Origin of the sequence: Winogradskyella thalassocola (genome assembly GCF_900099995.1) — a bacterium.
In the GTDB taxonomy this organism is placed as follows: Bacteria; Bacteroidota; Bacteroidia; order Flavobacteriales; family Flavobacteriaceae; genus Winogradskyella; species Winogradskyella thalassocola.
This window is the reverse complement of record NZ_FNCZ01000001.1, coordinates 815,722-839,056: the sequence shown is the minus strand read 5'-3', so window position 1 is coordinate 839,056 and position 23,335 is coordinate 815,722. Positions and strand designations below refer to the sequence as shown.

The window sequence follows — 23,335 nt, the reverse complement described above, 5'->3', positions numbered from 1 at the left end:
AAGTTTGTTCAATAATCCTCAATTTTTAGGGTTAAAATTGTGAAAACCGTATTTGTATAGTCTATGTATAGGTCATTTAATTTTTTTAAACGCAATAGGATTAAATCTTTAGTGATTTTAGTGCTTTTAATTGCCTATTATCTGTGTTTGCCAAAAGAATTATTTAAAAATCCGAAGGCAACAGTTATTACAAGTCGGTCAAATGAACTTCTAGGAGCCTTAATTGCACAAGATGGTCAATGGAGATTTCCGAAAAACGATAGTGTTCCAGAAAAATTTAAAATTTGTATTCTTCAGTTTGAAGATGAATATTTTTACAACCATCCTGGATTTAATCCGGTTTCAATATTTAAAGCTTTAAAAAGTAATTTAAGTTCTGGTGAAGTTAAACGCGGAGGAAGTACATTAACACAACAAGTCATTCGATTATCTCGACAAGGACAATCGCGCACCTATTTTGAAAAATTTAAAGAACTTATTCTGGCGACACGTTTAGAATTTAGATTGTCTAAAGATGACATTTTAAACCTTTATGCTAGCTATGCTCCATTTGGTGGCAATGTAGTAGGTATTGAAGCCGCATCTTGGCGTTACTTTAATCGAAATGCTTCACATTTATCTTGGGCAGAAAGTGCCACTTTAGCGGTTTTACCAAACGCACCAAGTTTAATTTATCCTGGTAGAAATCAGAAACTATTATTAGATAAGCGCAATCGCTTGTTGAAAAAACTCTACGACAATGAAACTATAGATAAGTTAACTTATGAGTTATCTATCGCTGAAGGCCTCCCTCAAAAACCGTATCCATTGCCTCAAATAGCTCCACATTTATTACAGAAAATAGCCAAAACGAATAGAGGAGAACGTGTTAAAACCAGTATAAAAATCGACTTACAGGAACAAGCTAACGCGATTGTAAAACAACATCATGATTTATTGAAGCAAAATGAAATTCATAATCTTTCCGTTTTAGTTTTAGATGTAAAAACAAGAGAAGTACTCACTTATATTGGAAATTCGCCAACAGACAAAACACATCAAAACAGTGTCGATATTATTGACAAGCCGAGAAGCACTGGGAGTATTTTAAAACCCTTTTTATATGCTGCCATGTTAGATGCTGGCGATTTATTACCAAATACTTTGGTGGCAGATGTACCCACACAATTTGGTAGTTACCAACCTGAGAATTACAACAAAACTTACGACGGAGCTGTACATGCTAATGACGCCTTATCGCGATCATTGAATGTTCCTATGGTGCGCATGCTTCAAGAGTTTGGGCTCGACCGTTTTTATCATTACCTCAAAGCACTTCAACTTAAAGATTTAAAATACAATGCCAATCATTACGGATTGTCTTTGATACTTGGAGGCGCAGAAAGTAACCTTTGGGATTTGTGTAAAAGTTATGCCGCAATGGCCTCGACTTTAAATCATTTTAATTCTAATTCTAGTCGGTATTTTACAAATGAATTTTCTCAACCTATTTATAATTCTAATCAAACTGCCAACTTCGGAAAGCTTACATCTGAGAAAACGGTTTTTGATGCAGCTTCTATCTATCTGACCTTTGAAAGCATGAAACAAGTGAACCGACCAGAAAGTGATGAAAGTTGGGAATACTATGATTCTTCACAAGAAATCGCATGGAAAACCGGAACCAGTTTTGGGTTTAGAGATGCATGGGCAATTGGCACAACACAAGATTATGTGGTTGGTGTTTGGGTAGGCAATGCCGATGGCGAAGGACGACCAGGCTTGGTTGGTGTGCAAACAGCAGCACCAATTATGTTTGAAATTTTTGATTTATTACCCAAAGGCGATTGGTTTGCTAAACCATACGACGAAATGATAGAGGTTAGCATCTGCAAAAAAAGTGGCTATAGAGCCTCTTCGATTTGTGATGCTACAGAAATGAATTATATACAAGCTAGTGGCAAAAAAACAGGACCTTGTCCGTTTCATAAATTGGTACATTTGGATGCTTCGGAACGTTATCAGGTCAATTCATCTTGTGAAGCGGTTTCAAGCATTACTAATACTCCTTGGTTTATACTTCCTCCTTTACAAGCCTATTATTATAAAACCCAAAACCCGTACTATAAACCATTGCCACCTTTCAGAATAGATTGTACTGAATCTTCTGGGATCAGTATGGAATTCATTTACCCCAACCAACAAAGCACCATTTATTTACCTAAAGGATTTGATGGTAAAACCAATGAACTAATTTTAAAAGTAGCCCATTCTAAACCTGAATTAGAATTGTATTGGTATATAGATGAGCAGTACATAGGAAACACAAAAGATATCCATGATATGGCCGTTTTGCCTTCACCTGGCGAACACTATATTACAGTCATAGATGAATTAGGAAATGAACTAAAGCATCGTATTACCATTTCAGAATAAAATTCAGATTCTACTTATGAAATGGTAATGCAACGTTATTTTACTATCTGTTAATATACACCCAACTACTTTGAGTTTTTGCGCCACCATCATAAACCATGGTATAGAAATAAGTCCCTACAGGTAGCTCATCACCATTATTACTTTGCCCCTCCCATTCGTCACTATAGTTGTTTTTAGAATACACTAACGTACCATATCTGTTATAGATTTCTAATTTTGTAACACTAAAGTTACTTAGGTCAAAGTTGTCGTTTTGGCCAGGCGATACTCCTGGAGATATACCTTGAGGTATAAAACAATCCTGAGGTCCCGAGTCTAGAGAAATACTTACCGAAGTTCTAAAATCTGAAGTACATCCTGTAAGTTCATTAACGGCTTCTGCATAATATACCTCTTGATCACTTACTGTGAGCGTTGTACTATTTGCAAGTAATATGATACCTCCTGTTTCTGAACTGTACCAATTTACAATGACACCTGAAGGTACACTAACCGACAATACAGCTCCATTAATTGCACAATCGTAATCTACATCTCCATCGCTCATTGGTTCGTTTGGTGCAAATATACTTGTACTCACTGCAGCTCTAGTACTAGAAACACAGCCCGTAATAGCATCTACAGTTTCCGCATAATAAGTACCTTCTAAAGTCGCCGTATAACTAAGACTGTTACTTAGTAAAAGGTTACCACCTACCGCATTATCGTACCAATTTACAGTAACTCCTGATGTAGCGGAAACTGATAAAATAGCTTCATTTAGATCACAATTAAAATCTATATCCCCATCGCTAATTGCTGATGCCGGTAAAGCACTTACTGCACTTACTGCTGTTCTTGGTGAAGAGATACAACCCGTTGTATCATCAACCGCTTCAGCATAATACGTTCCTAATGTTGTTGCCGTATAGCTAAAACTATTTGCTTGTAAAAGGTTCCCTCCTACAGCATTATCATACCAATTTACAGTAACTCCCGATGGAACAGAAACTGATAAAATAGCTTCATCTAGACTACAATTAAAGTCTACATCTCCATCGCTAACAGGCGATAATGGCAACTCACTAATGGCGCTTACAGCCGTTCTTGAAATCGAAATACATCCTGTTGTAAGATCTACAGATTCAGCATAATATGTTCCTAACGCTGTTGCTGTATAACTAAGACTATTAGCTTGTAAAAGATTACCACCTGTAGCATTATCATACCAATTTACTTCTGTATTTGATGGTACAGTTACAGACACTAACGCTTCACTTATATTACAAATGAAAGGAACATCTCCACTACTAGTAGGTGCATCTGGATTTGCATTTACTGTGATTTCAAAAATATCAGACAACAAAATACATTGATCATTATCTAAATTAATTGCCACCTCTGCAATCTTCGTTCTGTAAAATGTAGAAGATGCTACTGAAGCTACAAGCGTTTGGTTTGTTTCACCTGCAATATCTGTCCAAGTAATACCATCGTTACTTTCTTGCCACTGATAAAAATGAGAAGTAAATACGGCAAAATCTGGCGTCGCTGTTAAGGTTAATGCATATGGTGTATCACTATTACAAATGTCAGCAGAGGTATTATTTAGTTCATCAGTTACAGCCACGAAATCTCCACAAGCTTTAAGCTGAATATCATCAATCGCTAAATCATTTCCACAACCACCGTCTCCATTGTTGATCATTTTAAGAATGACTTCATTTTGATTTGCTAAGGTTTGAAATACTAAACCATACTGTTCCCATAACGGATCTGGTGTACCATAAACATCCCCTGTGTCTCCACTTGCTAATAAATTAGTATCTGTACTATCCCAAATTTGAAAACTAACATTAAATGGAATTTCAATACCTAAATCATGACAAAATCCAGGAATCTTTACCAAATTAAACAACCATGCAGAAAACTCATACGTTGTCGTTTCACATAATCCTGAAATTGTTGTTCTATAAAACTCACCCGCCGAAAAGCCCGCATTTACCATTAGAAACTTTCCATCCGTATCATTAGCTGTATGATCCTCAGCCTCGTGCCAATCAAAACCATTACCAAAAGACCCATTACCAAGGGTATAGAAACCATCATCAGGAAATCCATCGGTATAATAATACGTTGTTGTACCTTCTAGAAGTACTGAATTTACCGTTCCCGTTCCAAAATCTTCAGAAAAAATAGGATCTCCAGAATTTCCTGAACAGAAACCTAATTGAGAATGCGCTTGTATTGAGAAGAAAAAAACACAACAAATTATGATTACTTTAAGACTTGAGAGATTGTTTAGCGCGTTCATAAAAATTGTTTAGTTAGTTAAATTAGAGATTATTGTATACGTTCAAATATATAAATAAGATCGAGTAATAGTTGTGAAAACCCCTTTTGTATAGCTCATGTATAGTTCATGTATAGTTTGTATTAGGTCAGATTAGTTGTTTCTGAGAGAAATAACAAAAAAATTGTATGTGGTTGCAGTTACAACACCATGTTAATAATTGGTACTCTTCTTAAAAACAGCAAGATTATAGAATTTAAAATATCCTTTCTCTCTAAATAATTAAATAGATATAATCATCCATAACCGTTCTAATGTGTATTTTTACAACCGTAAAAATTTTTAATTATGGAAACTCTTCAATTTATACATTCAAAATGGGCTTATCTAGTTTTATTAGTTTTAATCCTGGCAACACTTAACGCACTTATTAAATTTTTTGGTGACAAGGAATTCGATGCAAAAGATTTTAGAATTTCATTATTCGCATTAATAACAATGCACATTCAATTACTAATTGGTATTGTATTGTATTTCACCAAGGATTATTTTTCAGTCATTGAGCAAGCTGGTGGAATGGGAGAAGTGATGAAAAACTCAGGATTAAGAAATCTAATTATAGAGCATCCATTGACAATGATCATTGCTGTTGCTTTAGTTACTATAGGCTACTCAAAGCACAAAAAGAAATTGACCTCTAAGCCAAAATTTAAGCTGTTAGCTATTTTTTACACGCTAGCATTAGCTTGCGTTTTATATATGATTCCATGGAATCTTTGGTTTTAAATTTCAATATAACACATAAAAAAAGCGTCTAATATTATTTAGACGCTTTTTTTAGTTTCACATTTTCGCTTATTCTAATTCTTTAACTAAGTATATATATACAGGAAAGTGATCGCTATAACCACCCGAAAGTCCAGCATCAACCATACGATAAGGATAATCTTTATAGCGTCCTTCTTTATTAGTTAAATAGGACTTATTAAAAATTCCTGCTTTATAAAATCTAAATGAAGAATAATCCTTTTCTAAAAAAGGCTGTGTAAATAAAATCATATCAAATAAACTCCAAGCATCTCTATAGCCCGTTGTTCCTAAGCCCTTTTTCTTAAATAGGTTCTCATAAGGGTTATAAATACCTTTTAACTTAACCTCTTCTTTATCGGCTTCAGTTTTTAATTCCTTTTTCATGCTATCATTAATAGGATTATCATTAAAATCTCCCATCGTCATGATTTTAGCATAAGGATCAATAGATTGCAAAGAATCAATTAAACGTTTGTTTAGTTTTCCTGCTGCTACACGTTTAAATCTACTTCTTGCCTCGCCTCCACTTCGAGATGGCCAGTGATTAACAATAATATGAATTAAATCACCATCTAATTCACCACTAACTAATAATTGATCTCTCGTATATACACGTTCTCTTGAAGAATCATCATAAATCAGTAATTCATGAGAACTTGTTTCAATAGGTTTAAAAAGTGCTTTTTGGTATAATAGAGCGACGTCAATTCCTCTTTTATCAGGAGAATCAAAATGAACAATACCATAATCTTTACTCAATAGTTGAGGATCATTAACCAAATCTACTAACACTTGTCTGTTTTCAACTTCAGAAACTCCAATAATCGCAGGTGAATTTTTGGTATCTTCATAACCAATATCGGCAACCACCTTAGCCATATTTTTTACTTTTTTCTTATAAGCCCCGGCTCTTAAACCTTGATTTAATTCCATAATAGGACTAGCCTCATCATACTTGGTAGTATCATTTATGGTGTCAAATAAATTCTCTAAATTGTAAAATGCTACGGTGTGTATTTTATACTTTTTCTTTTCCTGAGCATTTATACCTATAAATACCAAAAGAAATAAGACTAATAGAGGCTGTTTTATATTTTTCATTTTACGCATGTTATGTTAACATTAATTACTTTACAAATCTTGAGCCAAAAGTAGATATTTATTATAAATAATGTAAATTTGCAAGCCTTAAATAACTTTTATTTAATGTACAAAGATTATTAACTTTAAAATTAGGTATGAAAAAAAGTTTAATTATTTTATTATTTGGGATTTTTTCCTCTTTTACAATGGTGGCACAAAGCACCATTATTAAAGGTAGTGTAAAAGATGCTGCATCTTCGGAACCAATTCCAGATGTTACTATTACAATTGAAGAAACCCAGCAAACAGCTTTAACAAACGGTTTCGGTGAATTTATTTTTTCCAGCAATGTGCCATTAGGAGAACAGGTCCTAAGGATTTCTAAAGAAGGCTATGTCACGAAACGTTATCCTATCATTGTAAATGAAGGAAAAACTGTTGACATTACAGATATGATTTTAGACATAGATGTATCAGACGTACAAGATATGTTTACGATTACGCTTTCTGATGATGAGTTAAATGATGACACTAGTGGTGCAGATAATATATCTGGGTTACTATCTTCATCATTAGATATTTTTCAAAGGACTGCAGCTTTTGAATTTAGTTCTTCTTTCTTTAAAGTAAGAGGTTTAGATTCTGAAAATGGTTCTGTTTTAATGAACGGAATTGAAATGAACAAACTCTACAACGGAAGACCACAGTGGAGTAATTGGGGAGGATTAAACGATATGATGCGTAACCAAGTTTTAACAACTGGGCTTACTCCTTCGGACTACAATTTTGGTGGTGTTTTAGGAACATCTAATATTATAACTAGAGCTTCTTCTTACAGAAAAGGTGGTAGAATTACGTTATCATCTTCAAATAGAAGTTATACTAACCGAGTAATGGCGAGTTATGCATCTGGTTTATTAGATGATGGATGGTCTTATGCGCTTATGTTAGGAAGACGTTGGGGTGAAGAAGGTTTTGTAGATGGAACATTATATGACTCTAATTCATTTTTTGCTTCTGTAGAAAAGAAAATAAATGATAAACATAGTATTAACTTTACTTCAGTTTATACACCTAATAGAAGAGGGAAGTCTTCACCAAACACACAAGAGATTTATGACCTAAAAGGAATTAAATACAATGAGTATTGGGGAAGCTTAGATGGTGAACAACGTAACTCTCGTATAAAAGAAGTTGAAGAGCCTATTTTTATGTTGAATCATTATTGGGATATTTCTTCTAAAACGAGATTAAATACTAATGTTGGTTACCAATTTGGTAAATTAGGAAATAGTAGAATAGATTATAGCGGTGGTGGTAACCCAAGTGCTGCTTATTACCAACTATTACCTAGCTACCATGAGCAAAGAGATGATCTTGCGGGTGCGTATTTAGCAGAGCAAAAATTCATAAATGATGGTCAATTAGATTGGAATCGTATTATAGATGCCAATGTTACTAATAATATAAATGATATTACTTCTGCTTACGCTTTATACGAAGACAGAGCTGACGACAAGCAATTAACGGTTAATTCTATATTTACTTCTGAAATTAATGACAACATCGTTATTAATGGAGCGGTAAACTACAAAAACTTAAAATCAGAAAACTTTGGAGAAGTTTTAGATCTATTAGGTTCTGATGTTGGTTTATTAAATGTAGATTCTTTTGACGGGTATCAATACGATAACCGTAATCAAGATAGAATAGTACAAGAAGGAGATAAATACAGGTACAACTATAACTTATACGCTGATGTAATTTCAGCTTATGCACAAGGACAGTTTAAGTATAACAAATTTGATTTCTACGCTTCTGCTAATATTACTAGCACAACATATCAAAGAGAAGGATTATGGGAAAATAGTAGATTTGATGAAGATCAAACTTTTGGACCTGAAGCTCCAACATCTTACGGAAAAGGAGAAGAACTTTCTTTTACAGGCATTGGTGCAAAAGCAGGATTCACATATAAAATTACAGGAAAACACTTAATTGATGTTAATGGAGGTTACCTTACTAGAGCACCAAATTTACGTAACACGTTCTCTAACTCTAGAGAAAATCATTCTGTCGTAAATAATATCAGTGAAGAAATAGTAACATCTTTAGATGCAAGTTACATATTTAGATCACCAATAGTTAACGCTAAAGTTACAGGATTTTATACCAAAATAGAAGATGCTAACGAAGTTGGTTTTTATTATGCTGATGGTTTAAGTGGTGGTAACGATATCGCAGATAACGATACATCTGCATTTGTACAAGAAGTTTTACAAGGTATAGACAAAAGCCATTTAGGTATGGAATTAGGAATTGAAGCACAAGTAACACCAACTATAAAGTTGAAAGGTGCTGCTTCTATTGGTCAATATACTTACGACAACAACCCTAATTTATATTTAACTTCGGCTAGTTTTGAAACAGCAGATGGTTCTGGTTCTATTGATTACGGAAAAGCTAATCTAAAAGATTATAAGCTTGCTGGTGGACCTCAAAGAGCTGCTTCTATTGGATTTGAATATAGAGATCCTGATTTCTGGTGGTTTGGCGCAACCGCTAACTTCTTCTCTAATGCTTATATTGATGTAAATGCATTAACAAGAACAGAGAATTTCTATTTAGATTCAGACGGATTACCAATAAATGATTATGATGAAGATATAGCTACAGACTTATTAAAACAAGAAAAAATTAGCGACTATATGGTTGTTAACCTTGTTGGTGGTAAATCTTGGAAAGTTGATGATTATTACATTAGTCTATTTGCTAGTGTTGGTAACATCTTAGATGAAGTTTACAAAACAGGTGGTTTTGAGCAAGGTAGAAATGCTAACTACAGAGAACTTAGAGATGATAATGCTGATGGCAATCCTAGATTTGGTTCTAAGTACTGGTATGGACGTGGCGCTAACTATTTTGTTAACGTAAACGTAAGATTCTAAAAAGAAAAATTAATAAATAATATCACAATTATGAAATGTTCAAATTTCATAGATTCAATAATTATAAATAAAAAAGTTATGAATAAAGCGATTAAATCTTTAAAATTAATGTTAGTCTTAATAGCGTCTATGGCTATTACATCTTGTGTACAAGATGATGATTATACAATACCTAGTAGTTTAGGAAACGAAGAAAATAAAGCTCTTACAGAATTATTAGCAACTGGAAATGAATTGTCTTTTGCAGAAGTTAAAGCCTTATACCAAGGAGGAGAATTCATTGATCCAGTAGATACTAATGATTATGTAAAAGGATATGTATCCTCATCTGATCAAACAGGAAACTTCTTTAAAGAATTTTATATTCAAGATAGTCCTACGAACCCAACATCAGGCTTAAAAGTGATTTTAAACCAAGTTGATACTTACAACCAATTCAATTTAGGAAGAGAAGTTTATATTGGTTTAAAAGATCTTTATATTGGAGAAGAACGTGTCGGAAACGGAGTAACTACAATTGGTGGTGGAGTTGAAACTGATCAATTCGGTACTACAGTAGTAAGTTTAAATGAAATTCAAATTAGACAAAAAGTTTTAAGATCTACAGTTACTGAAGAAATCACTCCTTTAACGGTATCGTTTTCTGAAATTACAAACGCTCATGTAGGTGTATTAGTAAATGTTCAAAATGTAGAGTTCGCTGATAATTTAGCAGGTTTAAATTATTTTGATCCAATTCAAGTATACGATACACAAAGAATTTTACAAGACTGTAATGGTTTTAACTACACGCAATTTAGATTAGAAACTAGTAGTTTTTCAAGTTTTAAAAATGAGCCTTTGCCAGAAGGTAACGGAAATATTACGGCTGTAGTAAGCAAGACTTTTGATGGAGCAAGCTTAATATTAGCTTTAAACTCTACTGATGATGTTATGATGGAAGCGCCTAGATGTTCTTTATTAGATCCTTCTGATTTTACAACTATTTTTTCTGAAGACTTTGAATCTGTTACTAATAATACAAATTTAGATTTACCAGGCTGGACTAACTTTGCAGAAGCAGGTTCTTGGATTTGGAGAGAGAAAACGTTTAGCGGAAATGGTTATACTGAATTCAGTACATTCGGCTCAGGTAATGACGATAATATCGCTTGGTTAGTCACTCCAGGTTTTGATATGGACGCTCAGGATAATGAGTTCTTAAACTTTAAAGCGGCTCAGCACCATTTAGAATCTGATGCTAATACTTTAGAAGTATTTGTTTCTACAGACTATGATGGATCTGATGTACTTGGAGCAACTTGGATTCCTGTTAATGCAAACCTACCTACGCAATCTAATTCTTGGTATGAATTTGTAGAGTCTGGTTTAATTGATTTATCATCTTACACTGGCACATTATATGTTGCATTTAAAGTTGTAGGTTCTGGTAATGACGAAACTTTAGACGGAGCATATCAAATTGATGATCTTTCTATTATCGCAAATTAAGAATACAACTATATTAATAAAACCTGCTGATATAAATTAGCAGGTTTTATTTTTTTATACCCTTTTGATATGGCTTCATTTTTTGACAATTATTATATTTCAATTTTCAACCATTACAAAAAAAAGCTAGGTAAACGAAGTCTAAATATAGCCTTGTTTTATATTACGTTTTTAGAGTTGTCGGTGATACTTGTATTAGCTGCTTTTCTCAAAGCATTTGCAAGCCAAATGAAGATGTCTTTAATATCTAGCACTAAGTTTTGGGTAATATATGGACTAATAGTGCTTTTTATTATCTTCAAAAATTGGATGCGTTATAATGGAAAGAAAAGGAACATCCTTAACGCAAAATTTAAAAGAAATGACACATCTATATACTTACTATGGCTTTTGCCTATAGGATGCTTTGCAGTAGCCTTAATTCTACTTCAAGTTCAATAAAAAAACGCCACCCTTTCGGATAGCGTTTTAAATTATATTTGATGTTAACTGAATTTACTCAGCCTTCTCTTCTTTATTACAACATTCTTTTTTACAATCTGCTTTACAAGCTACTTTTTCAGCCTCTGTTTTGTTTGCGCAACATGCTTTTTTACAATCTGCATCACACATTTTTTTATCAGATCCAAAATCATCGACCGCATGCATGTCTTTAACCTTATATGTATCTGACACTTTACCAACAGCTTCTTCTAACGATTTTGGCGTTACTTTTGCCTCATCATATTCTACCATAGCTAAACGCGTATCAAAATCAACTTTTGCTGATTTTACACCTTCCATTTTAGCCATTTTCTTTTCAATTGTTTTAGCACAACCCATAGCACAAGTCATACCATCAATACCAAACTCCACCTTAGCATAAGTTGCATTTGGATCTAATGTTGTTGCAACATCGTTTTTGGTAGCTTCTACATCTACAGTTTTAACTTCTGGCTGTGATTCATTTTTACAAGATGTAAAAAATAAAGCCATAACTATTACTAAGCTTAATGTATTTAATGTCTTCATTAGTCTAACGTATTATTAATTTTGGTTAAATCTAATAAATATTGACCTTCCATGCGAGATAATTAACGAATTTTGTGATTCCTTATTATAGTCTTTGTATGAAAAATCTTAATCTTAAATGGATTTACCTTTTAATTCTTTCCATTATATGGGGAAGCTCATTTATTTTAATTAAAAAATCGCTTTTAGGGCTTACAGCTTTTCAGCTTGGAGCACTTAGAACGATTATAACAGGAATACTGCTTTTAGGATTTGGTTTCAATACGTTAAAAGCAATTCCGAAATCCAAATGGAAATGGCTTCTACTTTCTGGTCTTTTAGGCTCCTTTATTCCATCCTTCTTTTTTGCCATCGCAGAAACAGAAATTGATAGTGCTGTGACATCCATATTAAATTCTTTGGTTCCTTTAAACACTATTTTATTGGGCTTTGCCATATTTAGAATAACCTCTACGAAGCGACAAATTTTTGGAGTGGCTGTCGGTTTCATTGGTACGGCAATATTAATTTTAAAAGGTTCGGAATTAAACCCTAATCAAAATTATTTATATGCAGCTTTTGTAATAGCATCTACAGTAATGTACGCCGCTAATGTTAATATTATAAAACGATATCTACAAGATGTAAAGCCATTAGCTATTGCCGCCGGAAACTATGCCTTAATAATTATTCCTGCTCTTATCGTTTTATTATTTAGTGATTTTTTTACCCGACAGACGTTTAATAATCCAAATCTCTTAAGTGCATTGTTATATGTTACAATTTTATCAGTCTTTGGAACAGCCATTGCAAAAGTGTTGTATTTTAAACTGGTACAAATGTCCACTCCCGTTTTTGCATCGTCTGTAACTTATATGATGCCTATTATAGCATTAATCTGGGGAGTTTTAGACGGTGAACATTTTAGTCTTATTCAAGGTTTAGCTGCAATACTCATTCTAATTGGAGTTTATTTATCCCATAAATCGAATTCTAAACTAAACTAATACGTATAAAAAAACCGAAGCTTTCACTTCGGTTTTGATATTAATATGTTAAATGTGATTAATTAAAATCAGCATCTGATACACCTTCATTAATTTTAACTTCTGTAGTTTCAAAAGATAAAACTTGAGGACCTGTAGCAATTTTCATTGTATTTGGTAACATTACACTACCAACTTCCTTATAGTTAGAAAAATCAGTAATGGTAGTCAATGTTTGTCCTCCCATTTCAGCAGTCTCTTCCGTTCTTAATAAGTATCCAGTTTCAGTATCGTAATATCTGTAAGATATCACATCTCCATTTGTTACTTTCACTTTATAAACGTCAGAACCATCAATCGTCATAATGCTTTCTAAAGCTAAACTAGATGGTTCCATATGTAATTCTGGAAACAATCCTTTTTCAGCTTTCTTAGCAGATAGCATTTTATCGTCCATTACAGTTTTTTGACCTTGTTGAACCATGTAGCCACTCTCACCATTAAAACTTTGCTGCATTACAGCACCCATTCCTTCAACTACAATTTCCATGTAAGATTTGTTTGGTGCCATTTGCTTAACAGTCGCTTTCGGCTTAAATGGAGCTCCTTGGATAGTAACATCAGAATTCACTAAAAGCGTGTTAATCTTACTTAAATTATCTTTACCACCAATTGCGGTAACATAATTATTGATAACTGCATCAGCGGTTAAACCTGCTGGTAATGGCTTAGTGAATACTGGCTTCTCAACAGGGTTAGCATAAGCGTCGTAATACTTAATAGGAATTCCTGTTTTTTCAAGATTTTCTATAACATCACTTCCTTTACCTACAACAAGTATTCTCGCATTTTCAGGTTTAAAATACTTATTAGCAACTCTCATAATATCTTCAGTAGACACATCATTTATTTTCTGTAAATATGTAGCATAGAAATCTTTCGGTAAATCGTTCAATTTTATGTTCAGTGCATAATTTGCAACCGTTTGAGGACTTTCTAATCCCATTATAAAATTACCAACATACTTTGCTTTTGCATCTGCTAGTAATTGAGCATCTACAGGTTCTGTCTTAATACGGTTAATTTCTTTTAAAGCTTCGACTACAGCACTATCTGTAACCATAGCTCTTACTTTAGCAGTTGCCGTAAAACGACCAGCTCCATATCTATTAGCTCTTAAGCTAGAGTATGCACCATAAGTATATCCATGTTCTTCACGAAGGTTTTTAAATAAATAACCTTCGCCACCACCACCTAAAATATTGTTTGTGATTAAAGCTGCATGATAGTCTTCATCATTCATCTTTAAATCAACATTATTCATAATAGTAATGCTAGATTGTGATGCACTTGGTAAATCCACAAAATTAATTTGCGTGTATTGTGCATTAGGATTTACATTAGGAAGTGTTGCAGATACATCTACAGACTTTTCCCATTTAGAAAAACGTTTTTCTATTTGCTTCTTAACAGCTTTAAATTCAACATCACCAATAACTACTAAATATGCATTATTCGGATTAAAGTATTTTTCGTAAAAAGCTAATGCATCACCAAAAGAAACATTATTAATGGTCTCTTCAGTAGTAAACTCACCATAAGGATGTTTAGTTCCGTATGCTAAAGCATCACCTACACGACCACTAATAGCATCGATACTTTTTTCGCCTTGTTTTAGGTTTTCAATAAGCTTCGTTTTTTCTTTTTCAAACTCTTCTTCAGTTAATAAAGGATTAATAGCTGCATCTGCCATTAACTCTAAAATACGATCAGAATATTTAGATAAAGAACTTGCATAACCACCACTAAATCCAAAGCTTAAACGTGCTCCTAAAAAGTCTATCTCTTCATTAAAGTCATCTTTAGAAATAGAAGTTGTTCCATTTCCTAACATACTACCGAGTAAACTTTCTAAACCAGCTTTATCACCAGAAGCAATAGGGTTATTATCTAAACGTAAAGAGTAAGAAACTCTTGGTAATTTATGATTTTCAACAACCAATACTTTTAAACCATTCTTTAATTCAAATTCACTTGGAGTTTTTAAACTAATTTCTGGCTCAGGACCAGCTTTTGGTTGTTTTGATCTATCTATTTGAGCATTAACACCTAATGTTATAAAAAACAATAAGGCAAATGCAGTTAATTTTGTTTTCATTATATAAGTCGTTTTCATCTTATTGATCATCTTTTTTTGGTAAATATTCTATTTCAACACGCTGATTTTTACTTAAATATTTTTTAGCTACAGCTTGAATTTCTTCTCTTGTAATTGATCTGTAAATCTCAATTTCTTTATTGATTAAATTTACATCTCCTTTTAACAAATAATTTGTTGCTAAAGATTCTGCGATACCAACAATACTAGCATTAGCGTTTACAAATTGATTCTCAAATTGATTAATTAATTTTTGATAATCGCGTTCTGCAATTAATTCACCTTGCATTTTAACAATCTCTTCGTCAATTTCTTCTAAAATAGTATCTAAAGAAGTTTCACCAGAAGGGATAGCGAAAATTGTAAATATATTATAATCCATCTGTGGAATATTTACAGCTTGTAATTGCAATGCTTGTTTTTGCTCATCAACTATTTTCTTATACAACACCGAACTTTTACCTCCACTTAAGTATGATGAAATCATATCTAAAACATAAGCATCTCTACTCGCAAAACCTGGAGTTCTGTAGGTAGCTAGAATTGCAGGAATTTGAATGTTTTCGTCAAAAGCTTGAGCTTTTATAGTTTCTGTAATAGGTTCTTCTTTCGGAAAGTTCCTTACCACTTCTGGTCTAGGCTTTACTTCACTGAAATAAGCAGCAACCAATTTTTTAGTTTTAGCCATATCAATATCTCCAGCAATAACTAAAACTGCATTATTTGGACCATAATATTTATCAAAATAAGCATTAAACTCTTCTAACGTTGCAGCATCTAAATGCTCCATGTACCCAATATTTGGATCTTTATAAGGGTGAACTTTAAAAAGGTTTGAACCTAAAGCTTCAAATAAACCTCCGTAAGGTGAACCAGAACGTTGACGTTTTTCTTCTTTAACGACTTCGTTTTGAGTATCTACACCAACTTGATCAATTACAGGGTGTAACATACGCTCAGACTCTAACCATAAAGCCAATTCTAATTTATTAGAAGGAAAAACTTCAAAGTAATAAGTTCTATCTTGAGATGTATTGGCATTAAATGTACCTCCGTTTGCAGGTATAATTTTCATGAATTCTCCACGACCAATGTTCTCTGACCCTTCAAACAATAAATGTTCAAAAAAGTGCGCAAATCCTGTTCGTTCTCTATCTCCATCTTTTCCACCAACGTTATACATTACCGATGTAGAAACAACTGGTGCCGTGTTATCTTGATGTAAAATTACATGTAATCCATTGTCTAAATCAAACTCTTCGAATTCTACTTGTTGTGCTGTTGACATATATCCAACCGACAACAAAAGAGCTAGAGTAAATAAGCCTTTTTTCATTATTAAATGTGTTTTAAATTTAAATTGTTTACGTGTTTGTCTTCACTAAATGTATTTTGTTACAAACTAGCCCAACAAAAATAAACAATGATTTCTCCTTTTAACATAATAAAGTGTGAAAATTCCCCTATATCTGGCTATCAATTTTAACGAACTTCCCTAAACTATCAATTATTTAAAACAAAACAGGTCTAAAACCCTTAAAACACTTGCCTATTAATAATTTAGACGTATATTTGCATCCGCTTTCTGAGAAGAAAGCATTTTAATTAACAAACAAATTAATAAAAACGTTACGCTATGTACGCAATTGTAGAGATAGCAGGGCATCAATTTAAAGTTGAAAAAGACCAAAGAGTTTTTGTGAACCGTTTAGCAACAGAAGAAGGTGAGAAAGTAGATTTCGACAACGTTCTTTTAATTGGTGATGGTAGCAATATTACTCTAGGCGCCCCAGCTATAGACGGAGCACTAGTAGGTGCAAAAGTCTTAAGACACCTTAAGGGTGACAAAGTAATCGTCTTCAAAAAGAAAAGACGTAAAGGTTACCGTGTAAAAAACGGGCACAGACAATCTTTAACTGAAATCGTAATTGAAGGTATTACTGCTTCTGGAGCTAAAAAAGCTGCTCCAAAGAAAGAAGTTAAAAAAGCTGAACCAAAAGTAGAAGCAAAAGCTGCTCCTAAAAAAGCAACTGGAAAAGCTGACGATTTAAAGAAAATCGAAGGTGCTGGACCAAAAGCTGCAGAAGCATTAGTTGCTGCTGGTTTTGAAACTTTTGAAAAAGTGGCAAATGCGAAGCCAGAAGAATTAAGCACTGTGCTTAGTGAAGCTAGCTCAAGATTAGCACACATCGTTACTGATACTTGGCCAAAGCAAGCTAAATTAGCTGCAGATGGTAAGTGGGACGAGTTAAAAGAATTACAAGACAGATTAGACGGTGGAATTGAAAAGTAATTTTCAATTGCATTAATATTAACAAAATAAAACCTTAAGATCATGGCTCATAAAAAAGGAGTTGGTAGTTCGAAGAATGGTAGAGAATCAGAATCAAAACGTTTAGGCGTTAAGATATTTGGTGGACAAGCTGCTATTGCTGGTAACATTATCATAAGACAACGTGGAAACACACACCATCCAGGTGAAAACGTTTACCAAGGAAAAGATCATACTTTACATGCTAGAGTTGACGGCCTAGTAAAATTTACTAAGAAAAAAGACAATAAGTCTTATGTTTCTATCGAAGCTTTTGAAGCTTAAGAAATAAATTTCTTATCAAATTATTAAAACCCTTTCTATTTATAGAGAGGGTTTTTTATTTTTTGTCATTCTGAGCCATGCGAAGAATCTCATAGTTACATACTATTATATATCGAATAAAGATGCTTCACTTCGCTCAGAATGACATCCTATTATATAATCTCCATCTTTTTTAGGAGGAAACTCGCATTCATATTTTGACAAACACCTTGTTTCAATTTATAATCGAAAAAGAGTTCATCGTTTATGATCTCGGCATCGAAGTAATAGTTTTTTACAGCTTCTAACTCGGTTTCAATTTCAGTAAGACTTAAATCGTGTGTTGCAATGATTCCTGTGGCATGTTGTTTTACAAGTTTCTCAACAAATTTTCGAGAGCCAATCGCTTTATCTGTACTGTTGGTTCCTTTTAGAATTTCATCTAAAATGACGAAGTAATTTTTATCATTTTCTATCGTATCCACCACAAATTTTAATCTCGTAAGCTCACTAAAGAAGTATGAACTATCATCTGTTAAGGAATCCGTAGTTCGCATACTAGTAATTAACTTAATAGGCTTATATTTACTTTGTTTAGCACAAATAGGTAATCCAACATTAGCCATTACAATATGAAGCGCTACAGTTCTTAAAAACGTGCTTTTTCCGGCCATGTTAGCTCCTGTAACTATAAAGAATTGCTCTTTTTTCAATACTAAATCGCTATCAACTCGTTTTTCAGGATTTAATAATGGATGACCTAGGCCTTCGGCTAAAATCGTAACAGGTTCATCGGTTAAAGTCGGATAGGTAAAATTCTGATGGTTAAAGGCATAATTTCCAAAACTATTAAACGCATCAAAAAAGGTAACGACTTCAAACCAGTCGTCCACTTTATCGGCATATTGGGTAATCCACTTTTCTACATTATAACTATTTCTTATATCTAACAGTAGATAACCGTTACCCAAAACCAATGAAATGAGATTATTTCTGTTATCCAGAGCATCTAGAGTTTTTGAGAACTTTGAAAATATTTCAGATGCCTTCTGGTCTTCGGACTGAATTAGTTTTTGTTTCGACTTTAATAATTCAGATTTAAACTCTGTTGTTTCAATAGCCTCTAAAAGCAACGCATATTGCCTAAACGTATCTTTTGCTCGTCCTGTATGTAGTGCAAGGGTATCTATTTTTTTCCAATATACTCCAGTAATTCCAAGTCCCACTAATAACCAATAGCCAATAGTAGTAATTGGAATAATTTCCATAATTCCCAATCCTAAGATCACCAACGACACAATACTAAAACCGATAGTTAGTGCATACTGCGTTTTTCCTAAAAATGGTTTATAATCTCTTAACCATTTAATAATGGAAGCTGCTGAATGTTCTATTTCCACACCTTGTGCAACTGCCGAATAATTTTGTCTCCATTTTGGTAATGCCGCTATTTCCTTTATGGCTTGCTGGCGATCTTCAATATGAGTAATATCGTTGGACAGCAAGTTTTCGGTTAACTTTTGAGTACCTTCCCTTATGGCTGTTCTATTTATAAACTGAAAGAACGACCCTTTCCCGAATAAATCAATATCCAAACTAAAAAAATGCTTAGGGTTTTGAAATTCTGACCCATCTAATCTATCATGAAAATCTCCTTTTGCAATATTTAATTCGTCTTCATTGATAGTAATTAGTCGTTTGTGCAAATTTCTTTTCGATTTTAAATCTGTATAACGAGACAATAAAAAAAGAAAACTTGCCATTCCAACCACTCCAATACCTAAAGCAACTTGCCAGTTTTTATAGGTTAAATAGATTCCTATTCCTGTAAGCACAAAAACAGCAAGACGTATAATACTCAACAAGCTTAGTTGTTTAAATATACGTTTAGAGGCCGTTTGATTATCATCTAATTGTTCAGAGTAAAAAGTATTTGGATTTTGCATGATGCTATATTAAATGGGAAATATAAGAAAAGTAAAAATCCCAAGTCATAATTAGGCTTGGGATTTATATATCATTTAACGTCTTCCTTTAGGAAGGCTGTAATCGGTTTAACCTTTTAGCGTCGCTGATAAATACTCACGATTCATACGTGCAATATTTTCTAGAGAAATTCCTTTAGGACATTCTACTTCACAAGCTCCTGTATTTGTACAGTTACCAAAACCTTCTAAGTCCATTTGTGCTACCATATTTTGAACACGGTCTGCCGCTTCTACTTGTCCTTGTGGTAATAACGCATATTGCGATACTTTTGCACCAACAAATAGCATGGCCGAAGAATTTTTACAACTTGCTACACAAGCACCACAACCAATACAAGTTGCTGCATCCATAGCTTCATCTGCTGCATGTTTAGAAATAGGAATACTGTTGGCATCTTGCGTGTTACCAGACGTGTTTACAGAAATATAACCACCTGCTTGTTGAATACGCTCAAAAGCCATTCTATCTACTACTAAATCTTTAATTACTGGAAAAGCTGCTGCTCTAAATGGCTCAATAGTAATTGTATCACCATCATTAAACATTCGCATGTGTAACTGGCATGTGGTTACCCCTCTATCTGGTCCATGTGCTTCACCATTAATGTACATAGAGCACATACCGCAAATTCCTTCACGACAATCATGATCAAATGCAACAGGCTCTTCACCAGAGTTTACTAATTGTTCGTTCAAAACATCCATCATTTCTAAGAAAGACATGTGCTCTGAAATATCAGTAACTTTGTAATCGACCATTTGACCCTTAGCTTTTGAGTCTTTTTGTCTCCAAATTTTAAGTGTTAAATTCATATCGTCTTTCTTATTTGTATGAACGTTGTTTTAGTTCAATATCTTTAAATTCTAATTCTTCTTTATGTAAAACAGCATCTCCAGGCTCTCCTTTATATTCCCAAGCAGCCACAAAGGCAAAATCTTCATCATTACGCTTCGCTTCACCTTTTTGAGGGCCATCTAATTCTGCAGATTCTTCTCTAAAGTGTCCACCACAAGATTCTTCTCTCATTAAAGCATCTTTAGCAAACAACTCTCCTAATTCTAAGAAATCGGCAACACGCCCTGCTTTTTCTAGCTCTGGATTCATTTCATTTGCCGTTCCTGGTATATAAATGTCTTTCCAAAATTCTGCTCTAATGGCTTTAATTTCTGCCATCGCCTCTGTTAATCCTTCTGCGTTTCTAGACATCCCGACCTTATCCCACATTATTTTCCCTAATTTCTTATGGAAATAATCTACAGATTTTGTACCCTTATTGTTCATAAAGAAATCTATTCTCTCTGTCACCTCTTTTTCAGCCTCATCAAATTCTTTAGAATCCGTTGGAATTTTTCCGGTACGAATATCAGCAGATAAATAATCACCTATTGTATATGGCAATACAAAATAACCATCAGCTAAACCTTGCATTAAGGCAGAAGCCCCAAGTCTGTTAGCACCGTGATCAGAGAAATTAGCTTCCCCAATACAGTAACAACCAGGAATAGTTGTCATTAAGTTATAATCTACCCAAACACCTCCCATGGTATAATGTACCGCTGGATAAATCATCATTGGTGTTTCGTATGGATTCTGATCAATGATCTTCTCATACATTTGGAATAAGTTTCCGTATTTAGCTTCTACAATAGCCTGACCAAGTTCTTTGATTTTTGCCGGACTAGGATTTTCTATGTTATGAATCTTAGCTTGTTCTTTCCCGTAGCGCTCAAAAGCCGAAGCAAAATCTAAATAAACCGCTTCACCAGTTGCATTAACGCCATAACCAGCATCACAACGTTCTTTTGCTGCTCTCGATGCAACATCACGAGGTACTAAGTTACCAAATGCCGGATAACGTCTTTCTAAGTAATAATCGCGTTCATCTTCTGACAATTCAGTTGGCTTTTTACGACCTTCTCTAATTGCCATTACATCTTCCATGTTTTTAGGAACCCAAATACGACCATCATTACGTAATGACTCTGACATTAAAGTCAATTTCGATTGGTAATCTCCAGAACGTGGTATACATGTTGGGTGAATTTGTGTATAACAAGGATTTGCGAAATACGCTCCTTTTTTATGAATTTTCCAAGCTGCAGTTGCGTTAGAGCCCATAGCGTTTGTTGATAAGAAATAAACATTTCCGTATCCACCAGAACCAACAACAACAGCATGCGCTGAATGTCTTTCTATTTCTCCTGTAATTAAATTACGAGCAATAATCCCACGTGCTTTTCCGTCGACAATAACAACGTCTAGCATTTCGTGACGGTTAAACATTTCTATCTTACCGCGAGCAATTTGTCTATTCATTGCTGAATAGGCTCCTAATAACAATTGCTGACCTGTTTGTCCTTTAGCGTAAAATGTTCTAGAAACTAAAACACCACCAAATGAACGATTGTCTAATAATCCACCATAATCACGTGCAAAAGGAACACCTTGAGCCACACATTGGTCAATGATATTAGCAGATACCTCAGCTAAACGATAAACATTAGCCTCACGAGAGCGATAATCACCACCTTTTACGGTATCGTAAAATAATCTATATGTAGAATCACCATCACCTTGGTAATTTTTTGCTGCATTAATACCACCTTGAGCAGCAATGGAGTGTGCTCTACGTGGTGAATCTTGGTAAGCAAATGCTTTTACATTATAGCCTAACTCTGCTAAAGTTGCAGCAGCAGAACCACCTGCAAGTCCTGTTCCAACTACAATAACATCAATATGACGTTTGTTGGCAGGATTTACTAAATCGATGTGATTTTTATAATCTGTCCATTTATCTTTAATTGGACCCTTTGGTACTTTTGAATCTAAAGCCATATTAGATATGTTTTTTAGTGATTAAAGTGATGAAACAATGCAATAAAAATGAATCCTACTGGAATAATAATTGCGTACGCTTTTCCGAATCCTTTTAATCCCTTTGTGTATTTATTATTTGCTCCAACCGATTGAAATGCAGAATCAAAACCGTGTAATAGGTGAAGTGCTAAAAACACAAAACCAACACAGTAAAGTGCAACGCGCCAAATAGGAACAAATTTTTCTTGTAATTCATGGAAGTATCTAAATTCACCATTGTGCATTCCAGACATATCGCCAACAATATACTTTGTATTAATTTCCGGAATCCAAAAATCAATAAAGTGAATAACTAAGAATGCTAGGATAAAACCTCCACTCCAAATCATGTTTCTACTCATCCAAGTAGAATTGGCAGCACCATTATTTTTAGCGTATTTAACACCATTTGCTTTGTTGTTTTTGATTTCCAATACAAACCCCATTACAAAGTGAAAAATAACACCAATTATTAAAATAGGTTGAATGACATATTGAATCACCCAAAATGTCCCCATAAAGTGAGATACTTCATTAAAAGTATCCGGACTTAATACAGATAGTAAGTTGATTGCAAAATGTTGTAATACAAAAATCATTAGGAAGAATGCCGAAAGTGCCATGGCAAATTTTCTTCCAATCGACGAATTTAGAATTCCGCTCATTGTAGTTCTAATTTATTTAGTCCAACAAAGATACAGCGCAATTAACTTTTTCCCAACTGCGATGATTGATTATTAATTTATTTAGAATGAATTT

At 33.8% G+C, this 23,335-nt stretch carries 16 protein-coding genes; 7 read left to right on the top strand and 9 right to left on the bottom strand.

Annotated elements, in window-relative coordinates; genetic code table 11:
* The first annotated feature begins 63 nt into the window (after positions 1 to 63).
* Positions 64 to 2,415, top strand: coding sequence for a penicillin-binding protein 1C (gene pbpC / locus BLT80_RS03515; protein ID WP_092466193.1), 2,352 nt, complete (start codon positions 64 to 66; stop codon positions 2,413 to 2,415).
* 43 nt (positions 2,416 to 2,458) lie between these two features.
* Here the strand turns inward: pbpC and BLT80_RS03510 are convergent, their stop codons facing one another.
* On the bottom strand, positions 2,459 to 4,711 hold the full coding sequence (locus BLT80_RS03510; RefSeq protein WP_092466192.1) for a T9SS type B sorting domain-containing protein: 2,253 nt from the start codon (positions 4,709 to 4,711) through the stop codon (positions 2,459 to 2,461).
* Between the two features lie 324 nt (positions 4,712 to 5,035).
* On the opposite strand from BLT80_RS03510, the gene BLT80_RS03505 reads away from it, so the two are divergent.
* On the top strand, positions 5,036 to 5,476 hold the full coding sequence (locus BLT80_RS03505) for a hypothetical protein (RefSeq protein ID WP_175455557.1): 441 nt from the start codon (positions 5,036 to 5,038) through the stop codon (positions 5,474 to 5,476).
* Between the two features lie 69 nt (positions 5,477 to 5,545).
* Here BLT80_RS03505 and BLT80_RS03500 read toward each other — a convergent pair whose 3' ends face one another.
* Positions 5,546 to 6,601 (bottom strand): endonuclease/exonuclease/phosphatase family protein, encoded by a 1,056-nt coding sequence (locus BLT80_RS03500; RefSeq protein WP_092466190.1) that lies wholly within the window; start codon positions 6,599 to 6,601, stop codon positions 5,546 to 5,548.
* 137 nt (positions 6,602 to 6,738) lie between these two features.
* Here BLT80_RS03500 and BLT80_RS03495 point away from each other — a divergent pair, with 137 nt between their 5' ends.
* A complete protein-coding gene (locus BLT80_RS03495; RefSeq protein ID WP_092466189.1) occupies positions 6,739 to 9,531 on the top strand; it encodes a carboxypeptidase regulatory-like domain-containing protein in 2,793 nt (930 codons plus the stop codon).
* Positions 9,532 to 9,609: 78 nt separating this feature from the next.
* Positions 9,610 to 11,022, top strand: a complete 1,413-nt coding sequence (locus BLT80_RS03490) for a DUF5689 domain-containing protein (RefSeq protein WP_092466188.1) — start codon at positions 9,610 to 9,612, stop codon at positions 11,020 to 11,022.
* Positions 11,023 to 11,517: 495 nt separating this feature from the next.
* Here BLT80_RS03490 and BLT80_RS03480 read toward each other — a convergent pair whose 3' ends face one another.
* Entirely contained in the window at positions 11,518 to 12,033 is a 516-nt protein-coding gene (locus BLT80_RS03480; protein ID WP_092466186.1) for a cation transporter, read from the bottom strand.
* A 98-nt stretch (positions 12,034 to 12,131) separates the two neighbouring features.
* On the opposite strand from BLT80_RS03480, the gene BLT80_RS03475 reads away from it, so the two are divergent.
* Positions 12,132 to 13,019 (top strand): DMT family transporter, encoded by an 888-nt coding sequence (locus BLT80_RS03475; RefSeq protein ID WP_092466185.1) that lies wholly within the window; start codon positions 12,132 to 12,134, stop codon positions 13,017 to 13,019.
* Positions 13,020 to 13,077: 58 nt separating this feature from the next.
* On the opposite strand, the gene BLT80_RS03470 is transcribed toward BLT80_RS03475, so the two are convergent.
* Both BLT80_RS03470 and BLT80_RS03465 read right to left on the bottom strand, forming a co-directional pair.
* Positions 13,078 to 15,156 carry an insulinase family protein gene (locus tag BLT80_RS03470; protein WP_092466871.1) on the bottom strand — a complete coding sequence of 693 codons (2,079 nt, stop codon included), beginning with the start codon at positions 15,154 to 15,156 and terminating at the stop codon, positions 13,078 to 13,080.
* A 19-nt stretch (positions 15,157 to 15,175) separates the two neighbouring features.
* Positions 15,176 to 16,492 (bottom strand): M16 family metallopeptidase, encoded by a 1,317-nt coding sequence (locus BLT80_RS03465; protein ID WP_092466184.1) that lies wholly within the window; start codon positions 16,490 to 16,492, stop codon positions 15,176 to 15,178.
* 300 nt (positions 16,493 to 16,792) lie between these two features.
* Here BLT80_RS03465 and rplU point away from each other — a divergent pair, with 300 nt between their 5' ends.
* Both rplU and rpmA read left to right on the top strand, forming a co-directional pair.
* Complete coding sequence (gene rplU / locus BLT80_RS03460; RefSeq protein ID WP_092466183.1) at positions 16,793 to 17,449, top strand: 50S ribosomal protein L21; 657 nt, start codon at positions 16,793 to 16,795, stop codon at positions 17,447 to 17,449.
* A 42-nt stretch (positions 17,450 to 17,491) separates the two neighbouring features.
* Positions 17,492 to 17,752, top strand: coding sequence for a 50S ribosomal protein L27 (rpmA, locus tag BLT80_RS03455; RefSeq protein WP_092466182.1), 261 nt, complete (start codon positions 17,492 to 17,494; stop codon positions 17,750 to 17,752).
* A gap of 152 nt (positions 17,753 to 17,904) precedes the next feature.
* Here rpmA and BLT80_RS03450 read toward each other — a convergent pair whose 3' ends face one another.
* The 4 genes from BLT80_RS03450 to BLT80_RS03435 all read right to left on the bottom strand — a co-directional run bounded on the left by BLT80_RS03450 (position 17,905) and on the right by BLT80_RS03435 (position 23,241).
* A complete protein-coding gene (locus BLT80_RS03450; protein WP_092466181.1) occupies positions 17,905 to 19,677 on the bottom strand; it encodes a MutS-related protein in 1,773 nt (590 codons plus the stop codon).
* Positions 19,678 to 19,785: 108 nt separating this feature from the next.
* Positions 19,786 to 20,532 (bottom strand): succinate dehydrogenase/fumarate reductase iron-sulfur subunit, encoded by a 747-nt coding sequence (locus BLT80_RS03445; RefSeq protein WP_092466180.1) that lies wholly within the window; start codon positions 20,530 to 20,532, stop codon positions 19,786 to 19,788.
* A gap of 10 nt (positions 20,533 to 20,542) precedes the next feature.
* The gene (locus BLT80_RS03440; RefSeq protein ID WP_092466179.1) at positions 20,543 to 22,555 is read right to left on the bottom strand and encodes a fumarate reductase/succinate dehydrogenase flavoprotein subunit; all 2,013 of its coding nucleotides are present in this window, start codon (positions 22,553 to 22,555) and stop codon (positions 20,543 to 20,545) included.
* A gap of 14 nt (positions 22,556 to 22,569) precedes the next feature.
* Positions 22,570 to 23,241 (bottom strand): succinate dehydrogenase cytochrome b subunit, encoded by a 672-nt coding sequence (locus tag BLT80_RS03435; protein WP_092466178.1) that lies wholly within the window; start codon positions 23,239 to 23,241, stop codon positions 22,570 to 22,572.
* Between the last annotated feature and the right edge of the window lie 94 nt (positions 23,242 to 23,335).